Source organism: Stieleria magnilauensis (assembly GCA_007753675.1).
Classification (GTDB): domain Bacteria; phylum Planctomycetota; class Planctomycetia; order Pirellulales; family Pirellulaceae; genus Stieleria; species Stieleria magnilauensis.
Genome location: CP036432.1, coordinates 1,122,951 through 1,138,950, shown reverse-complemented (window position 1 = coordinate 1,138,950; position 16,000 = coordinate 1,122,951). Strand labels below are relative to the sequence as shown.

The window sequence follows — 16,000 nt, the reverse complement described above, 5'->3', positions numbered from 1 at the left end:
CGCGACCAAGAATGGTTCATCCGGTTACCGGCGCACCGGAAACAGACGCCCCACCCTGTTCTGGTAGGCCTGGTAGCCGTCAAACCGCTCGCGCATCGATTGCTCCTCGTGCGCAGATTTGGCGTACAGGACGACGAGCAGCGCGACCCAACTGACCACCCGCCACCACACCAGCGGGGTCAACAGCAACGCAGCGGTAAACCACAGCAATCCCGCGTACATCGGGTGACGCACGATTGCGTACGGCCCGTCAGTGAGCAACTCTGTCTGCTCGGTCGCCGCCGGGTGGATTCGAATTTTCCGCCATCCCACTTTCGCCCACGCCCAAACCGCCAAGCCGATCCCCGGCGCGGCGATCATCAAGGTCACGACGGGCAGCGGCGACCAGCGGGCGGACAAAACGAGCACCGCGGCGAGCAGAAACTGCGCGACAATCAGGATCCAAAGCAATCGAACGGCCTCGTGGACGGAGTGTGCGAAAATGGCCAATCCGCGACAAACGCGCGACAATGTTGCACGATGTGACGGTCAATCGCGACACGGCGGACTTGGCACAGAAGATGCATTCTGCAAATTCCTAGCGTCGTGTCAAAGCGTTCGAAAAGCGTGGAACCGAGCACGCTGGTCTTTAAAACCCAAGGCAGAACGATGAGTCGAATCGATTGGAAGGACTCTCCGCACGAAAAGGTTTTTTGGATATCGGTGATCGTGATCGCCATCATGTCGCTGTTGATCTTCGCAAAAACGGTGTCCGGAACGCTCACCGCGATGCTTTAACGTCTCAACGCTCCGGCAAGGACAGGTTGAATGCGGACTTTGATTCTCTTTGCGACTGACGAAGGCCAAACCGAAAAAATCGCCCGTCGCATCTCCGAACGATTAGCCGCGCAAGGCATTGCATCGGACCGGCACAACATTGCAGTCGGTCCCAATCGGCCGATCGCGCTGGATGCCTACGACGCGGTCATCGTCGGCTCCCCGATTCACTACTCCCACTACGACGTCCGTCTGGCGGAGTATCTCAAACAGTTTCGCGACATCCTGCACGAAATGCCGTCGGCGTTTTTTTCGGTCAGCCTGGGCATCCTCAGCAACGACGAAAGTGAACAGGATGAGATTCGAAAGATCACCGAAGCCTATTTGCACGAGACGGATTGGAACCCCTTGTTGACGACGCATTTCGCCGGCGCGTTGACCTATTCCAAGTACAACTGGCTGAAACGCAAACTGGTGCAGTTGGTCGTCAAGAAAGGGGGCGGTCCGACCGACACGCGTTTTGATTATGAGTTCACCAATTGGAAGCAGGTCGACCTGTTTGTCGAACAGTTTGTAGAGTTCATTCAGCGGTGCAAACAGCCCGACGACGAGTACGCGCAGCGAACGCTGTATTCCAAACCGACGCGACGTTACTCGGTCGCCAACCTTCGCGCTAAAGCTGAAGAGTCAGCCTGAGCCTGTGACGATTGGAAGCACGCCATTGGTATGCGTCGTGCACCGAGAGTGTGTGTGGAGAGGGGCTACCGATTTCCAACACGCATCATGGGCCGATCAACCATGGCTTTCCGAATTGCGCTACTGAGCTGTCTGTTCTGGTCGTCCGCATCGCTGACCTGGATACGCGCCGACGACCCTCCGCCCGATCAAGCAACGTATCAAATTCGCCTCGATGTGTTTGTCCGCAGCGATCGCGAATCCGCCGATGCGGTTCAGGAGTATTGCGATCAATTGAAGCAGCGAATCAACGGGCTGGACATTCGTCTTCATGATGTGCTGCATGACAAAACACAACTGATTCGCCTGTACGAACTGTCCAAACAAGCGGGCCGAGAGAAACCGTTGCTGCCGGCATTTTACGCCTGCGACAGGATGTATTTTGGATTCGACGATGCCAGGCGAACCGGCCCGGAGATCGAACAGCTTTTCACCGCCAACCTCTACACTCGAACGACTTGCCCCAAGTGCGGCAAACTGAAAGCGTTTCTGCCGACCCTGCAACAACGGTGGCCGGCGATTCGTTTCGTGATCCATGATGTCGATCGATCCGCGACGGCCAGGACAGAGTGGGAAACGCTGTGTCGCAAAGCCGGCAGCCCGCCGGGGTTGCCGACAATTGACTTTGCCAGACGCATCTTGATCGGTTACCAGGGCGACGAAAGCACGGGCGCCCAACTGGAGCAATTGATCAGGGACGTGTCCGGGATGGAACGGCCAGAACCCTTGAGCCGTCGGCGAACAAGTGGCGCAAGCTTCCAACTTGCCGGCGACACCGATCGCAAGCTGGAAGCTTACGCCACTGTCTTGCCGATGGCACTGCTGGTTGCTCAAGCGACGCAGCAGGAGGATGACGCCGTCGAGATCCCGATGGATTTGTTGGAGCTTCCCGAGGAAGCCACGCCGTCGCAGTCCGGCGAAAGCGAAACGCCGATAGAAGTGGTCACGAGCGATACGATCGATGTTCCGATGCTGGGTCCGGTCAGCGCTTCGAAGCTAGGCATGCCCTTGTTCACTTTGGCGATCGGGCTGGTGGACGGATTCAACCCCTGCGCCATGTGGGTGTTGGTGTTTTTGCTTTCGGTGTTGGTCAACATCAAAGACCGCCGCAAGATCCTGCTGATCGCAGGGACGTTCGTCTTCATCAGCGGACTGGCCTACTTCGCATTCATGGCGGCCTGGCTGAACATTTTCCTGTTGATCGGAATCGCCAGACCGGTGCAACTTGCGTTAGGATTCCTGGCGCTGTTCATCGGCGTGATCAACGTCAAAGACTTTTTTGCGTTCAAAAAAGGTCTTTCGTTTTCGATTCCCGAATCGAGCAAACCGGGGTTGTACCGACGCGTCCGCGAGATCGTCAGCGCCAAGTATTTGACGGTGGCCTTGACCGGCGCGGTGGTCTTGGCGGTGATCGTCAACATGATCGAACTGTTGTGCACGGCCGGGCTGCCGGCTCTGTACACTCAAGTGCTGACGATCCAGGACTACCCCGCCTGGAAGAACTACGCGTTTCTATCGCTGTATATCCTGGCCTACATGCTGGACGATACGCTGCTGGTCGCAGTGGTCGTCGTGACGCTTTCGCACCGCAAACTGCAAGAGCGTGAGGGGAGGTGGCTAAAACTGCTCAGCGGGGCCGTCATTCTGGTGCTCGGATTGGTGATGATCCTTCGTCCGTCCTGGTTGCAACTTGGTTCATAGCCTCAACGCACGGCAACCCAAAACCGCGCAATTAAAAGTCGCGGACGATTGGGCCAGCAGCATCGAATCGACGAAAAAAAGCCGATTTGCGATCTCTCGCAAATCGGCTTGTGATGGAGGCGGAGGGAATTGAACCCTCGTCCCGCGATGCGTCCACGACGGCGTCTACGTGTGTAGTCCTGCGGTTATGAGCCGAAACTCGCTTCGCTTACCACGGCGTTGCTGGACAAACTACGTGGCTCGCTAGCTCGAATCTTGTTTAACCCGCCGCGTCTCGAGCAGGACGGCGGGCGATCCAGAATTGTGACGGACTTTCAGGCGACTCTGGCAGCCCCCATCAGTCCGGGCAGCCTGTAATTAGGCAGCCAATTGGAGATTTTCATCTGCAATTAAAAATTGTGATCAGCTTTTTACGTGGCCAACTGATCAACCACGACACGCGACCATACGCTTCCAATCATCCGGTCGAATCCAAGTCGCCCCCCTGACTGGTCGGTGCCCGCGACGGACCGCAAACTCTGCGACTCGCCGGCGAGTATCGATGCGTCGGAAGTGACACAAAATCACCTCCTCGGTTCACACTATCCTAACGTGCCGCGTGATTCAGGCAAGCGTTTGGCAGAATCATCGGTGGCAGAATGATGCTCCGGGGAAGGGTTCTGACCGCTCGAGAGACTCGTTGAGAATTTTATTTTCTTTCTCGGCGCCGACGCCGTAACATCGTCTTGATGGTGCCGCTTGGTAAACGTCTCCCGCGTGATTTCCATCCCATCCCGAATCTGAAAGGGTCAACACCGTGAACCGCCCCCAACCTTTTGCACTGCTTGTCGCTCTCACCGTCCTCGGATCCGGCCTGTTGGCCACTGGCGATGCATCGGCCGGGGGCAACAGCGGATGGGGCTGGGCCAAACCCATGAACAAGCGGATGGGCGCGTTTTACACGAGCAACAAAAACGCAAACTTCAGCCGCCAGCGTTCCCAACCCTCGCGCGGGTCCAGCTATCACCGCCGCCTGCCGAGCGCGACCCAGTACCATCGGGCACCCGCGACCTACGTACCCCAACAACAACTTCCGCCCATCGCCGTGCCGGTTTCCCCCGTGCCGGTTTCCCCCGCGCCGATCAGTGCCGTACCGACGCCGGTCGAACGGAAGGCCCCGGTCGCCATCTGGTCAGCGGTCGTCCAACCACCGCAACACACCCCGGCTAAACCTGCGGCAGCGCCCCCGCAACCGAAACCGATCGAGTCGCTGCCGCACCGGTCCACGACGGACAGCTTCTGGCAATAGTGCCGACAGAAAAAAAACGGTTGCGCAGCTGCCGTCGCCAGAAGGCGGCCTTGGCAAGATGATTCTGCCCATTCAAATGGCAATGAATCCACTGCCGCGGTGTCAGTCGAAGTCGATTTCGACGACCACGCCCCGCGGACCGGCGTTGAGCACCAGGCTTTCCTCGAGCTTGACCTGCTTTCCCCAGTCATCGTGGATGTGACCACAGACCACCAATCGCGGACGCTTGGCCAACACGCAATCGCGGATCGATTGGCTGCCCCGGACCCTGCGACCACTGTCGCGATCGACCGTGTCAAGCGGCGGCGAGTGCACCACCAACACGCCTCCCTCGTCGCAACCGCTGAGCAACTCACTCGCCTGCGTTTCGTCAAAGTCATACGACCAATCGCCGAACGGTGTCACGGGAATCCCGCCCCCGACGCCCCAGTACGGGACGCCACCAATCTCGCATCCTTCTCCGTGCAACACGGTAGCCGACTTCCAGTCCTCGGTGGCACTGCGAAGTTCTTCCACGGTCTCCCCGTTGCCCGGCACCAGAATCGACGGCTTCTCGATCTCCGCCAGAATCTCCAGCGTGTCGGCGAGACCTTCGTGACGATTGGCAAAATCTCCGGCGCCGATCACGACGTCTACTTCATCGGCAAGCCGAACCAGATTTCGCGCCGCTTCGGTATTGCGGTGCAGATCGCTAAAACAAAGGAATTTCATGAGTCGTTTGAAAACCAGGAAATGATGGAGAAGCGTCGTGTGTTTTAGTTTAGCAAGCCTGTCACGCACGGCGTGACCTGACGGTCGTTGACGCAAGCTGGAAGCGGACGCCACTTCGGTCAGCCGGCCGCTAGCCGAGTGACTACGGGCCGATGGCGATCAGGTATTCCTGACGACGACCGGATTCGTTGATGCCGGTTCGCACATAAAGACGGTTTTCGATGGCAACCGGGGTGGCGAAGATGGAGTCACCGGTCTGGATTTTGGCAACGGATTCAAAGCGATCCGGGAACGCCGAGTACAGAAACACTTCGCCGCGTTGAGTTGCCACGACGACGTGTCCATCGGCAAGCAGTGGTGACGCGCTGATTCCGCCACCGAACAAACGCATCTTCCACATTTCTTTGCCATCGTGTGTCCGCCAACAGTAGGCGACACCATTGTCCGCGACGGCGAACAGGTAGTTTTTGATCGCCAACAGGGACTGTTCGTAGCACATCACACGATTGCTCCACATCAGCCTCTCCGTTCCATCGGCGGCGACGCACCAGGTCCCCGCGTCCGGATTGCCGCCGCTGACCATGACGTGACGATCGTCCCAGACCACCGTCCCACAGATCGCTTCGGTCGTCGTCGGGACCTGCCAGATCAAGCGTCCTTTCAACGGATCGTAGGCCGAAAACGTCTCCGCCCCGGCGATCAACAACTGCCGCGATCCCGCGATGGTCGTCACGATCGGAGACGCAAAGTTCAAGTTCTGCGGCCGGGCAATTTTCCACACTTGCTTGCCGCTGGTGCGATCCAGCGCGTAAATCCCGCTGTCCTTGCCGTCATACTCGGCCGCCACGATCACCACGTTGTCTTCGATGATGGGACTAGCGCCGTACCCGAATTGAAAACTGGACGGTTTGAACTCACAGACGCGGGTCTGCCAAAGCTGGCTGCCATCGGTCGACAGCGCCGTCACCACAATCGCATCGTCGGTGTGGAACGATGCGAACAAGCGCTCGCCGTCATAGGCCATCGACGGAGAGGCGTGCGAGTTGTTGGGATGGATGCGAGGCGGGAGCGTGCCGCGGTGCAACACGATCTCTTGACGCAGCTTTCCGGATCGCGCGTCGAGTTCTACGACCGATTGCGTGCCGGCGTCCTCATCCGCCGTGGTCAAAAAAATCGCGTCGGAAACAAAAATAGGCGTCGAATGCCCGCGGCCGGGTAATTTGGTTTTCCAGGCGACGCCTTCCCCCGTCCGCAAGTCCCAATGACGCGGCAACGACACATCGCCCGAGGCGTGATTGTCCGACGTCGGGCCGCGCCATTGCGGCCACGGCCCCGCTTCGGGGGCCTGCCCCAATCCGACCCCTCCGGCTGATAGACTGAGGCAAAGGATGGCGATCAAGCCGAGCCGATTCGTCGGTGCGTTGGAATGTTTCATTTTAAAACTGTAGAAGCGAAACGGAATCAATGATAGGTTTTCACGCATCGGCCTGGTCACTTGTTCGTCTTGATCACTCGGCGGTTCCAACGGATCCCTCGGCGGCTGCGGGCGACTGACTCGTTGGAGACGACGAGCTACAATGGCCCGAAAACTTACTTTGAATAGGACAACAGAGCGTATGCGTGCGGGAATCGTCGGCGTCGGGTTCATGGGCTGGATCCACTATCTGGCTTACCAGCGAAGTGATCAAGCTGACTTGGTGGCTTTCTGCAGTCGAAACGAAGCAAAACGTGGCGGCGATTGGACGGGGATCAAGGGTAACTTTGGCCCTCCCGGCGAGCAAATCGATGTTTCCGGCATGAACGTGTACGAATCACTCGACGCGATGTTGGCCGATGATTCGATCGATTTGATTGACATCTGTTTGCCGCCAAGTTTGCACGCCGAAGCGATCGAAAAATCGATCGCCGCCGGAAAAAAAGTGCTGTGCGAGAAACCGTTGGCTTTGACCGCCGACGATGCGCGGCGGTTGGCGGAACTCGGCGGCCCCGGCGACGTGATGGTCGCCCACGTGTTGCCGTTCATGCCCGAGTTCGGGCTGTTGGTCGACGCCGCACAGGATGGTCGCTTCGGACGGCCGATCGCGGGACGATTCAAACGCACGATCTCACCGCCGGATTGGATTCCGGATTTCTACGATCCGACCAGTGTCGGCGGGCCGCTGATCGATCTGCACGTCCATGACGCCCATTTGATTCGCGTCTTGTTCGGGATGCCGGACTCGGTGGAAAGCAGTTGCATACGCAAAGACTCGGTGCCGAAGTTTTACGAAACGCTGTTCCGCTATCCCGACGGGCGACCGGTTTCGGCCGGCGGCGGCGTCATCGATTCTCCGGCGCGGGGCTTCACCCACGGCTACGAAGTCTCCTTCGAACGGGCAACGATTCAGTTTGAGTTCGCCGCCTATGCCGACGAAACCACGGCGACCATCCCGCTGGTGATTCTTCATCAAGACGGACGCGTCGAACGACCTGATCTGGGCGGCGGCGATCCGATCTCCAGCTTCGTCAAGGAACTCGACGCGGCGGCCGAATCGATTCGTAGCGGTGAAGTGTCGCCCTTGCTCGATGGCAATCTGGCCGCCGACGCCATACAAATCTGCCAGTGGCAGGTTTAGACACTCTTCTGCTTTCGCTGCACTTCGATTTCATCGAACGTGTACAGCTTGCCTTTGCCGGCGCCGGGACACTCCTCGCACGTCTCCCGCCATGCTTTCTTGGTCTCGATCGTTGAATCCCAGAACGGCCAGGTCCGGCACTGAATCGGGCGTGCCTGGTAAACCAAGCACGTCCGCTGCTGGGGATCCAACAAGATGCAATCGCCGTCGGGATACTCACGCAAACTCTTTTGCGCACCGACGCGGCGGACGAATTGAGATTCAAATTCGTCGACCGACAAACTCATCGCTTCGGCCATCGCATCGATCTCGTTTTGTTCGACCCAGACGTAGCCCGGATCGCCACTGCAACACGCTCCGCACTGCGTGCATTCGAACCGCAAACCGTCGTGGTACCAGGGGCGTTGAGTGTTGCTCGGCATGATGATTGGAAACAGAAATGAACTTGGCGATGCGGTGGTGCGGGAGGCGCGCCGGCCAGTTGATCCAAGCCCGCACGCGTGAGCAAGGGGCCACGCGGCGTCCCTCGCTGACGCATCGTGACTGACCTGATCGCGTGCATTCGAAAAACCGACTCCATCAACAGGCCGGCGCGAAGACGGGTCGAGCCGTAAAGGGCACCGATTGTAGCGAATGGTAGCGTCCTGACAGCGGCCTTCAATCGGCGCAAGCAAAATCTACTGGACAAACTTTGGCGACGCGGCAAAGTTTGACGAGTCCACTCTTGCACGACGAGAGTGCCTGCCCCTCCCAATCCTGCGGGCAACTCTCGTCGTCGCACTCAATGGAATGGATCACTGGTCAGGCGGCCCGGATGCCAAGTCACTCGCTGATGTCACGCGAGTCTGTTTTCTTCCCGAAGCATCGTCAATGGAGCTGCGTGCCGTGAAGCTGTCATTCCCAATGGACCCCGTCGGCCCTTCGCTGATGACGCAAAACCGAGCCCTCCATAATCCACCAATTGCCGTGCCCTCCTCTGGACTCCCCTCCCACCAGAACTCAGCAATTGAAACGGATTACCTGCTCGTTTGCGAAGCCTACTCGCGATCGCTCACCGATGGACGGTGGCGATTCACACTCGAAGCGGCCGACGGGGAATTGATTTTAGATGCCGAAGACCAAGAACTCGGCGACCTCAATCGGCTGACGTTGTTGGCTGCCGTCCGGGGACTGGAATCACTCGAAGGCCCCAGCGCGGTGACGCTGTTGAGCAACAATCGCTACCTGATTCGTTCGCTCTCCAACTCGCTGCCCCGCTGGCGCCAAAACAACTTTCGCTGGGAACACTTTGGCCGTCGGATCGATGTGCAGCACGCCGACCTGTGGCGCCGGATCGATCGCACCCTGGCGATTCATCGCGTGCAAGCCTGCCTGGTCAGTTCCTGCCTGGTCAGCCACGGGCACCACGCTCTCGGTCAGGACGCTGATCTCGGCCAAGACGCTGATCTCGATCCGACCACCCGCTCGGCTTCGGTGCGACTGCCGCGGCAGCCCTCGCCGGCCGATCCATCCCACTACCGCATCGACCCACCGGCAAGCCAGTCACGTCTGGGCAACCTCCCAAACACAGCGTCCAACGCATCACAACACAACGTTCGCAGCAGCGTTCCGGCCCCCAGCCGACGGTTGCGTCGGCTGATCAACGGCGACGCGGCCGCCCCCCCGACACCATCCAGCCTCCGCCGCCGCGGACGGTTTACCGCCGAAGACCTGGAATCGGAATAAACCGGGACATCCCGCTCCCGACCATCGCCGCGGCGTGCCTCGTTGGCAGTTCGCACCCCTGGCGGTTTGCCGGTTTCACCGGCTCCACAGTCATTCAATCCCGGCTCCGCAGTCATTCAATCCCGGCTCCGCAGTCATTCAATCCCGGCTCCGCAGTCATTCAATCCCGGCTCCGCAATGGATTTTGCGAGTCGCTTGTCAAATTTGCCCCTTTTGGACCCATCGTTTTTCGACATGCACACACAGATTTCCCTCACCGATCTCGGACGACTCGTTGACGGTCATTTGGAGAATCCTTCGTCAATCCTCGGCCCGCACACGGTCGACTACCGCGGCACGAAAGCGACGGCCGTCCGCAGTTTTTTGCCGGATGCCCAGGCCGCTTGGATCGTCGATCAGCCCACCGGAAAGCGTCGACCGATGCGTAAACTGCATCCAGCGGGGTTTTTTGAGGCAATCTGCTCAGGCACGGTCGACGCGACCTCGATCGGGCATAATGATGAGGTGACACCCTCGACGCACTCAAGTTATCGAATTCAAATGGCTGACAAAACTGGCAAACTCATCGAGACGAACGATCCCTACGCGGTGCCATCGATTCTGACCGATTTCGATCGTTACCTGCTCGGCGAAGGCAAATTCTATCGGCTCTTCGAAGCACTCGGCGCCCAACTGCGTACCGTCGACGACATCGATGGCGTCAATTTCGCCGTCTGGGCGCCCAACGCCCGAATCGTCCAGGTGGTCGGTGATTTCAACGGCTGGGACGGACGCGGTCACGTCGCCAAGCTGGACATGTCCGTCGGGATCTGGGAATTGTTCATCCCGGGTGCCAAGGCGGGTCAGAAATATAAATTCCGAATTCTGGACCAGCACGGTCAATGGATCGACAAGACAGACCCGGTCGGGTTCGCCGCCGAGCTGCCCCCGTTGACCGCATCGATCATCACGGATTTGGACAAGCACCAGTGGAACGACGATGCGTGGATGGAGCGGCGTGCGGCAACCGATCCGATGCACGCCCCGATGAACGTCTACGAGTGCCACTTGGGGAGCTGGCAAAAAGGCCCCGGCCGCACGCACGGCTGGCTGGACTATCGTGACTTGGCGCATCGTCTGGTCGATTATTGCCACCGGATGAATTTCACCCACGTCGAATTGCTGCCCGTCACCGAGCACCCCTTCACCGGTTCGTGGGGCTACCAGACGGTCGGCTACTTCGCCCCCACCAGTCGGCACGGCAGCCCCGAAGACTTCATGTACTTCGTCGATTACCTGCACCAACATGATGTCGGCGTGTTGGTCGACTGGGTTCCGGCCCACTTCCCCAAAGACGCGCACGGGCTGCGGCGCTTCGATGGCTCGGCGCTGTACGAACACGAAGACCCACGCCAGGGTGAACACCCGGACTGGGGCACGATGATCTTCAACTTCGGTCGCAACGAAGTCCGCAACTTCCTGGTCGCCAACGCGATCTTCTGGTTGGAGAAATACCACATCGACGGCCTGCGAGTCGACGCGGTCGCTTCAATGCTGTACCTGGATTACAGCCGCGAAGACGGCGGCTGGATTCCGAACCAGTACGGCGGTCGCGAAAATTTGGAAGCGATTGATTTTCTCCGCGAGTTCAACGTGGCCGTTCACGAACACCATCCCGGTGCGGTGACGATCGCCGAAGAGTCGACGGCGTGGCCGGGCGTTTCACGACCTGTCTATGACGGCGGACTCGGTTTCACCTACAAGTGGAACATGGGATGGATGAACGACACGCTGACGTACATGCAGAAGGAACCCATTCACCGCGGGCATCATCAAAATGATCTGACTTTCAGCATGATCTATGCCTTCACCGAAAACTTCATGCTGCCGCTCTCGCACGATGAAGTTGTTCACGGCAAAGGCTCACTGATCAGCCAGATGCCTGGCGACGTGTGGCAGAAATTTGCCAACCTGCGGTTGCTCTATTCCTACATGTGGACACACCCCGGCAAGAAGCTGTTGTTCATGGGCGGCGAATTGGCTCAGTGGAACGAATGGAACCACGACGATGGCCCCGATTGGTTGCTGTTGGATTTCGAATCTCATCGCGGCGTGCAGGATCTGGTTTCGGATCTGAACAAACTGGTGATCGAAAACCCGGCGTTGCACCAATTGGATTTCACCGGCGACGGTTTCGAATGGGTCGACTGCATGAATTGGCAGGAAAGCACGTTGGTGTTCCTGCGTAAGGGCCTGCCGGGGACCGAGCCGATCTTGATCTGCTGCAATTTCACACCGGTGGTGCGGTCGAACTACCGAGTCGGCGTGCCCAAGAGCGGTTTTTGGAAAGAGATTTTCAACAGCGACAGCGAACGCTACGGCGGATCGAACGTCGGCAACTATCCCGGCTCGAAATCGACCGGCGACGGCCACCACGGACGCCCCGACAGCATCCTTGTCAACATGCCGCCGCTGGGTGTCACGATGTTCCGTCTGGAAAAATAGCACGCCGTCGCATCGTGTCGGTGGCCGCGATCGGTGGTAAACTTGGAACCAGCGTAACGTTTTTTGATTTCCAGTCCCATTCTGGTCCGCCGCGATGCCGGTTCAAATGCAACTTGCTCGGATCATCATTTCCGAGCTGACCGAAAGCCAAGTCATCTATTTGCGCGAGATCGATGGGGAGCGTGAGTTCCCCATCTTGATCGGCATTTTCGAAGCGACCAACATCGACCGACGTGTCAAAGAAGACGGCTATCAACCGCCCCGACCGCTGACCCACGACTTGGTCGTGCGAACGGCCGAGGCGCTCGGCGCTTCGATCCATAGCGTCGTGATCAGCGACTTGAGCAATCAAACCTATTACGCTCAATTGCGGCTTGAGACCGAAGACGGCGAGATGATCGAAATCGATTCTCGCCCCAGTGACGCGATCGCCGTCGCCGTCACCTTCTCGCCGCCGTTGCCGATCTTTGTCGCAGAGCATGTGCTTGCCGAAGCGACCTCGAGCATGCCTTAACCGACGAGCGAAATGCAGATTCTAAGAACGACCAAACAGGCCACCGAGCTTGTTTGGCAATGGCGCCGTCGCGATGCATCGGTCGGCTTGGTGCCGACGATGGGGGCGTTGCATGAAGGCCATCTTTCTTTGGCACGCACCAGCGTCGGCCAGTGCGACCACACCGTCACCACGATTTTCGTCAACCCGACCCAGTTCGCGCCCCACGAAGACCTGAGCCGTTATCCGCGAACGATCGATGCCGACCTGGAAGGGCTGCGCCGCGAAGGTGTCTCCGCCGTCTTTGTCCCTGAATCGGACGACATCTACCCGCCCGGATTCAGCACGTCGGTCCAGCCGCCCAGTGTCGCCCAATCCCTCGAAGGCGAGTTCCGACCGACGCACTTTCAAGGCGTCGCCACGGTCGTGCTGAAACTGTTTCACATCCTTCCGACCACGCACGCATTTTTTGGCCAGAAAGACTATCAGCAACTGTGTGTGATCCGGGCGATGGTCCGAGATCTGAATGTTCCCATTGAGATTGTTGCCTGTCCGACCGTGCGCGAAACCGATGGACTGGCCATGAGCAGCCGTAATCGTTACCTGAACGCCGAACAACGAATCCGGGCGCTGCGGCTGTTCGCGGCGCTTGATGCCGCCGAGCACGCGGTCCACGACGGGCAACGCGATGCCGCCACAATCGAACGCATCATGCAGGCGACGTTGTTGGCCGACGGACCTGAACAGGGCGTCGACTCCATCGACTACGCCAAACTCGTCGATGCGCAAACCTTGCAACCGATCCGGCAGCTCGACGACCGAGCCGTCGCGCTGATCGCAGCCAAAGTCGGCGCGACGCGGTTGATCGACAACCGACTGATCGACCCGTAATGGAAGATCAGGTCGCATTTTCCGGGTCAAGAAGCCTTCCATTTTGACGTAGCACCGCGATCGCAGCGAAACTGCCGCGATCGCGGTCGTGCCGAGACGCAGGTTTCGATACGATGTCCGTCCAAGTGCGGCGGCCGATTCAACCGTTCACTCGCTCACCGAGCAAGTGGACGGGCGAGTGATTCTCAACGACTTACCCATCCGACACATGATTCAACGCATTCTTGTCACCGGCGGTGCCGGATTCTTGGGCTCCTACCTGTGCGAACGTCTGGTCCAGCAGGGCCACGATGTCATCTGTTTGGACAATTTTTTTACCAGCCAGAAGACCAACGTCGCCCACTTGCTCGACTTGCCCAATTTTGAGCTGATCCGTCACGACATCACCCTGCCGGTGTTTTTGGAAGTCGACCAGATCTACAACATGGCCTGCCCGGCCGCCCCCGGGCATTACCAGTACAACCCGATCAAGACGATGAAAACCAGCGTGATGGGGGCGATCAACATGCTGGGCATCGCCAAACGCTGTGGCGCACGAATCTTGCAAGCCAGTACCAGCGAAGTCTACGGCGACCCCGAAGTCCATCCGCAGGTGGAATCCTATCGCGGCAGCGTCAACCCGATCGGGATTCGCGCCTGTTATGACGAAGGCAAACGGGCGGCCGAAACGCTGTTCATGGATTACCACCGCAGCAACGGCGTTGACGTCCGCATCGTGCGGATTTTCAACACCTACGGCCCCCGGATGCACCCCTTTGACGGACGCGTCGTTTCAAACTTCATTCGTCAAGCCTTGGCCGGCGAAGACATCACGATCTTCGGCGACGGCTCTCAAACTCGTTCGTTTTGTTTTCGTGACGACCTGGTCAACGCGATCATCGCGATGATGAATCACGATGATTTTGTCGGACCGGTCAACATCGGCAATCCGGACGAATTCACGATTCGCGAATTGGCCGAACAGGTGATCGAGATTTCCGGGTCGGCGAGCAAATTGGTTCAAAAACCGCTTCCGGCAGACGATCCGACCCGTCGGCGGCCGGATATTTCGCTGGCCAAGCAAGAACTCGGCTGGGAACCCAAGATCAAGCTCGCCGATGGATTGCGGCAAACGATCGATTGGTTCAAGTCGATCGACCTGGGCGACTACCGTCCGCCGACGCCCAACTACGTTTGAGGGCCTCCCATCAAACGGGCTGATCAACGACCAGCGGAGAAAGAATGATCCAGCCCTGGACGTGGGCGTGGTCGCCCGCCCGTCGCATTGCCCATCAGCTTTGCCCGTCAGCTGATTTTCATTGACAGCTCGCGTCCCTTCGGCCAAATCTGGACGATGGCGCCTTGCTCTTCATCGGTCTCGTCGCCGAGCGGGTAAGACGCGACCTTGCGCAACTGCAAATTGCCCATCAAGCCCTGATGCCGGGCTTCGCCACGTTCCTCGATCCATTTCGGGCCTTTGATCAGCAGCATGCGGTCGACGTTGCTCCAATGGGGCTCGATCCAGCGGCAGAGTTTCGAGATGCTTCCCACGGCGCGGCAGACCAGGCTGCTGAAGCGGAAGTCCTCCAACAGGTCCTCGCCCCGCGCCGAATAGACCGGTACCGGCAGATCCAGGTCGGCAATCAATTCGCCCAGCACGCTGGCTCGCTTGGCAACCGATTCGGCCAGAGAGACATCGATGTCCGGTCGCAGGATCGCCAGTGGGATCCCCGGCACGCCATTGCCACTGCCCAGATCCAAGACTTCCTCGCCCGGATCGAGGATGGGTGCCAATTGCAGGCAATCTCGCAAGTCACGGCCGACAAACAGGTCCCACGTCGTGTGACGGGTCAAATTCAGTTTTTCGTTCCAGCTCCACATCGCCTCCGCATAAGCCTGCAATCGAGCAGCGACGTTGCCGTCGAGTTCGACGGCATGGTTCTTCAGGGCGGTCTCAAAATCTGGATCGAGAGGCATGGGTTGGCAAAGTTAAAAGAGCGAAATGTCTGAACCCGCATGATGATGCAATCACCTGAGTTTGGGAACATCCCCGACGCTCGCGAAATCCCCGTGCCCGCTTCCCCAGGAACACGCCCCAAGCGGTCCCGGTCCCACGCCCCAGCCCAGGGACAGACCCCAAGCGCCACGAGAATGGGACCCAGTGGACCAATACGACGCATAGGTCCTATTCGCCCCATCCGTCCCATTCCCCACCCGGGGACAGACCCCGCGGTGTACACAATTCCCGAATGGGGACAGACCCCACGGTGCACATTCCCCACCCGGGGACAGACCCCGCGGTGTACACAATTCCCGCATGGGGACAGACCCCATCCCACCCGGGGACAGACCCCAGGTGTGCACAAGTGACCAGGCAAAACCCAAAGCCCCGCAGCGACATAGGACCCAGGGGACCCATAAGACGCATAAGTCCTATTCGTCCCATCCGTCCCATTCCCCACCCGGGGACAGACCCCGGGGTGTACACATTTCCCGCATGGGGACAGACCCCGAGGTGCATGGGGACAGCCCCCGAGGTGTACACAATTTCCGCATGGGGACAGACCCCGTAGTGTACGGAATGTACACTGCGGGGACAGACCCCGGGCGGTGGGAGCGACG

15 protein-coding genes and 1 other RNA gene are annotated in these 16,000 nt (G+C 58.9%); 10 read left to right on the top strand and 6 right to left on the bottom strand.

Annotated features, from left to right (window positions below; all coding sequences use genetic code 11):
• Nucleotides 1–24: 24 nt before the first annotated feature.
• Nucleotides 25–450, bottom strand: coding sequence for a methyltransferase family protein (locus TBK1r_RS04160; protein ID WP_145207663.1), 426 nt, complete (start codon nt 448–450; stop codon nt 25–27).
• Between the two features lie 198 nt (nt 451–648).
• Between TBK1r_RS04160 and TBK1r_RS38250 the strand changes: the two genes are divergently transcribed.
• The 3 genes from TBK1r_RS38250 (at nt 649) to TBK1r_RS04150 (ending at nt 3,192) form a co-directional block, all read left to right on the top strand.
• Nucleotides 649–777: a hypothetical protein gene (locus TBK1r_RS38250; protein ID WP_419580950.1), complete on the top strand. Its 129-nt coding sequence runs from the start codon at nt 649–651 to the stop codon at nt 775–777.
• A 30-nt stretch (nt 778–807) separates the two neighbouring features.
• Complete coding sequence (gene hemG, locus TBK1r_RS04155) at nt 808–1,452, top strand: menaquinone-dependent protoporphyrinogen IX dehydrogenase (protein WP_145207662.1); 645 nt, start codon at nt 808–810, stop codon at nt 1,450–1,452.
• 102 nt (nt 1,453–1,554) lie between these two features.
• Nucleotides 1,555–3,192 (top strand): glutaredoxin family protein, encoded by a 1,638-nt coding sequence (locus tag TBK1r_RS04150; RefSeq protein WP_145207661.1) that lies wholly within the window; start codon nt 1,555–1,557, stop codon nt 3,190–3,192.
• Nucleotides 3,193–3,303: 111 nt separating this feature from the next.
• On the opposite strand, the gene ssrA is transcribed toward TBK1r_RS04150, so the two are convergent.
• Nucleotides 3,304–3,676, bottom strand: a transfer-messenger RNA (tmRNA) gene (ssrA, locus tag TBK1r_RS04145).
• 312 nt (nt 3,677–3,988) lie between these two features.
• Between ssrA and TBK1r_RS04140 the strand changes: the two genes are divergently transcribed.
• Complete coding sequence (locus tag TBK1r_RS04140) at nt 3,989–4,480, top strand: hypothetical protein (RefSeq protein ID WP_145207660.1); 492 nt, start codon at nt 3,989–3,991, stop codon at nt 4,478–4,480.
• A gap of 102 nt (nt 4,481–4,582) precedes the next feature.
• Here TBK1r_RS04140 and TBK1r_RS04135 read toward each other — a convergent pair whose 3' ends face one another.
• Nucleotides 4,583–5,191, bottom strand: coding sequence for a metallophosphoesterase family protein (locus TBK1r_RS04135; RefSeq protein ID WP_145207659.1), 609 nt, complete (start codon nt 5,189–5,191; stop codon nt 4,583–4,585).
• A gap of 142 nt (nt 5,192–5,333) precedes the next feature.
• Nucleotides 5,334–6,674: an outer membrane protein assembly factor BamB family protein gene (locus tag TBK1r_RS04130; protein WP_419580949.1), complete on the bottom strand. Its 1,341-nt coding sequence runs from the start codon at nt 6,672–6,674 to the stop codon at nt 5,334–5,336.
• Between the two features lie 133 nt (nt 6,675–6,807).
• Between TBK1r_RS04130 and TBK1r_RS04125 the strand changes: the two genes are divergently transcribed.
• Nucleotides 6,808–7,806, top strand: coding sequence for a Gfo/Idh/MocA family protein (locus tag TBK1r_RS04125; protein WP_145207658.1), 999 nt, complete (start codon nt 6,808–6,810; stop codon nt 7,804–7,806).
• Here the strand turns inward: TBK1r_RS04125 and TBK1r_RS04120 are convergent.
• Nucleotides 7,803–8,228 (bottom strand): YkgJ family cysteine cluster protein, encoded by a 426-nt coding sequence (locus TBK1r_RS04120; protein ID WP_145207657.1) that lies wholly within the window; start codon nt 8,226–8,228, stop codon nt 7,803–7,805. The genes TBK1r_RS04125 and TBK1r_RS04120 overlap by 4 nt on opposite strands.
• A 367-nt stretch (nt 8,229–8,595) precedes the next feature.
• Between TBK1r_RS04120 and TBK1r_RS38245 the strand changes: the two genes are divergently transcribed.
• From TBK1r_RS38245 to TBK1r_RS04095, 5 genes are all read left to right on the top strand, one after another.
• Nucleotides 8,596–9,531: a hypothetical protein gene (locus TBK1r_RS38245; RefSeq protein ID WP_419580948.1), complete on the top strand. Its 936-nt coding sequence runs from the start codon at nt 8,596–8,598 to the stop codon at nt 9,529–9,531.
• A gap of 234 nt (nt 9,532–9,765) precedes the next feature.
• Entirely contained in the window at nt 9,766–12,015 is a 2,250-nt protein-coding gene (glgB, locus tag TBK1r_RS04110; protein ID WP_145207656.1) for a 1,4-alpha-glucan branching protein GlgB, read from the top strand.
• Nucleotides 12,016–12,109: 94 nt separating this feature from the next.
• Nucleotides 12,110–12,529: a bifunctional nuclease family protein gene (locus TBK1r_RS04105; protein WP_145207655.1), complete on the top strand. Its 420-nt coding sequence runs from the start codon at nt 12,110–12,112 to the stop codon at nt 12,527–12,529.
• A 12-nt stretch (nt 12,530–12,541) separates the two neighbouring features.
• Nucleotides 12,542–13,399: a pantoate--beta-alanine ligase gene (gene panC, locus TBK1r_RS04100; protein ID WP_145207654.1), complete on the top strand. Its 858-nt coding sequence runs from the start codon at nt 12,542–12,544 to the stop codon at nt 13,397–13,399.
• A 208-nt stretch (nt 13,400–13,607) separates the two neighbouring features.
• The gene (locus tag TBK1r_RS04095) at nt 13,608–14,576 is read left to right on the top strand and encodes a UDP-glucuronic acid decarboxylase family protein (protein ID WP_145207653.1); all 969 of its coding nucleotides are present in this window, start codon (nt 13,608–13,610) and stop codon (nt 14,574–14,576) included.
• 107 nt (nt 14,577–14,683) lie between these two features.
• Here the strand turns inward: TBK1r_RS04095 and rsmG are convergent, their stop codons facing one another.
• Nucleotides 14,684–15,355, bottom strand: a complete 672-nt coding sequence (rsmG, locus tag TBK1r_RS04090; RefSeq protein ID WP_145207652.1) for a 16S rRNA (guanine(527)-N(7))-methyltransferase RsmG — start codon at nt 15,353–15,355, stop codon at nt 14,684–14,686.
• Between the last annotated feature and the right edge of the window lie 645 nt (nt 15,356–16,000).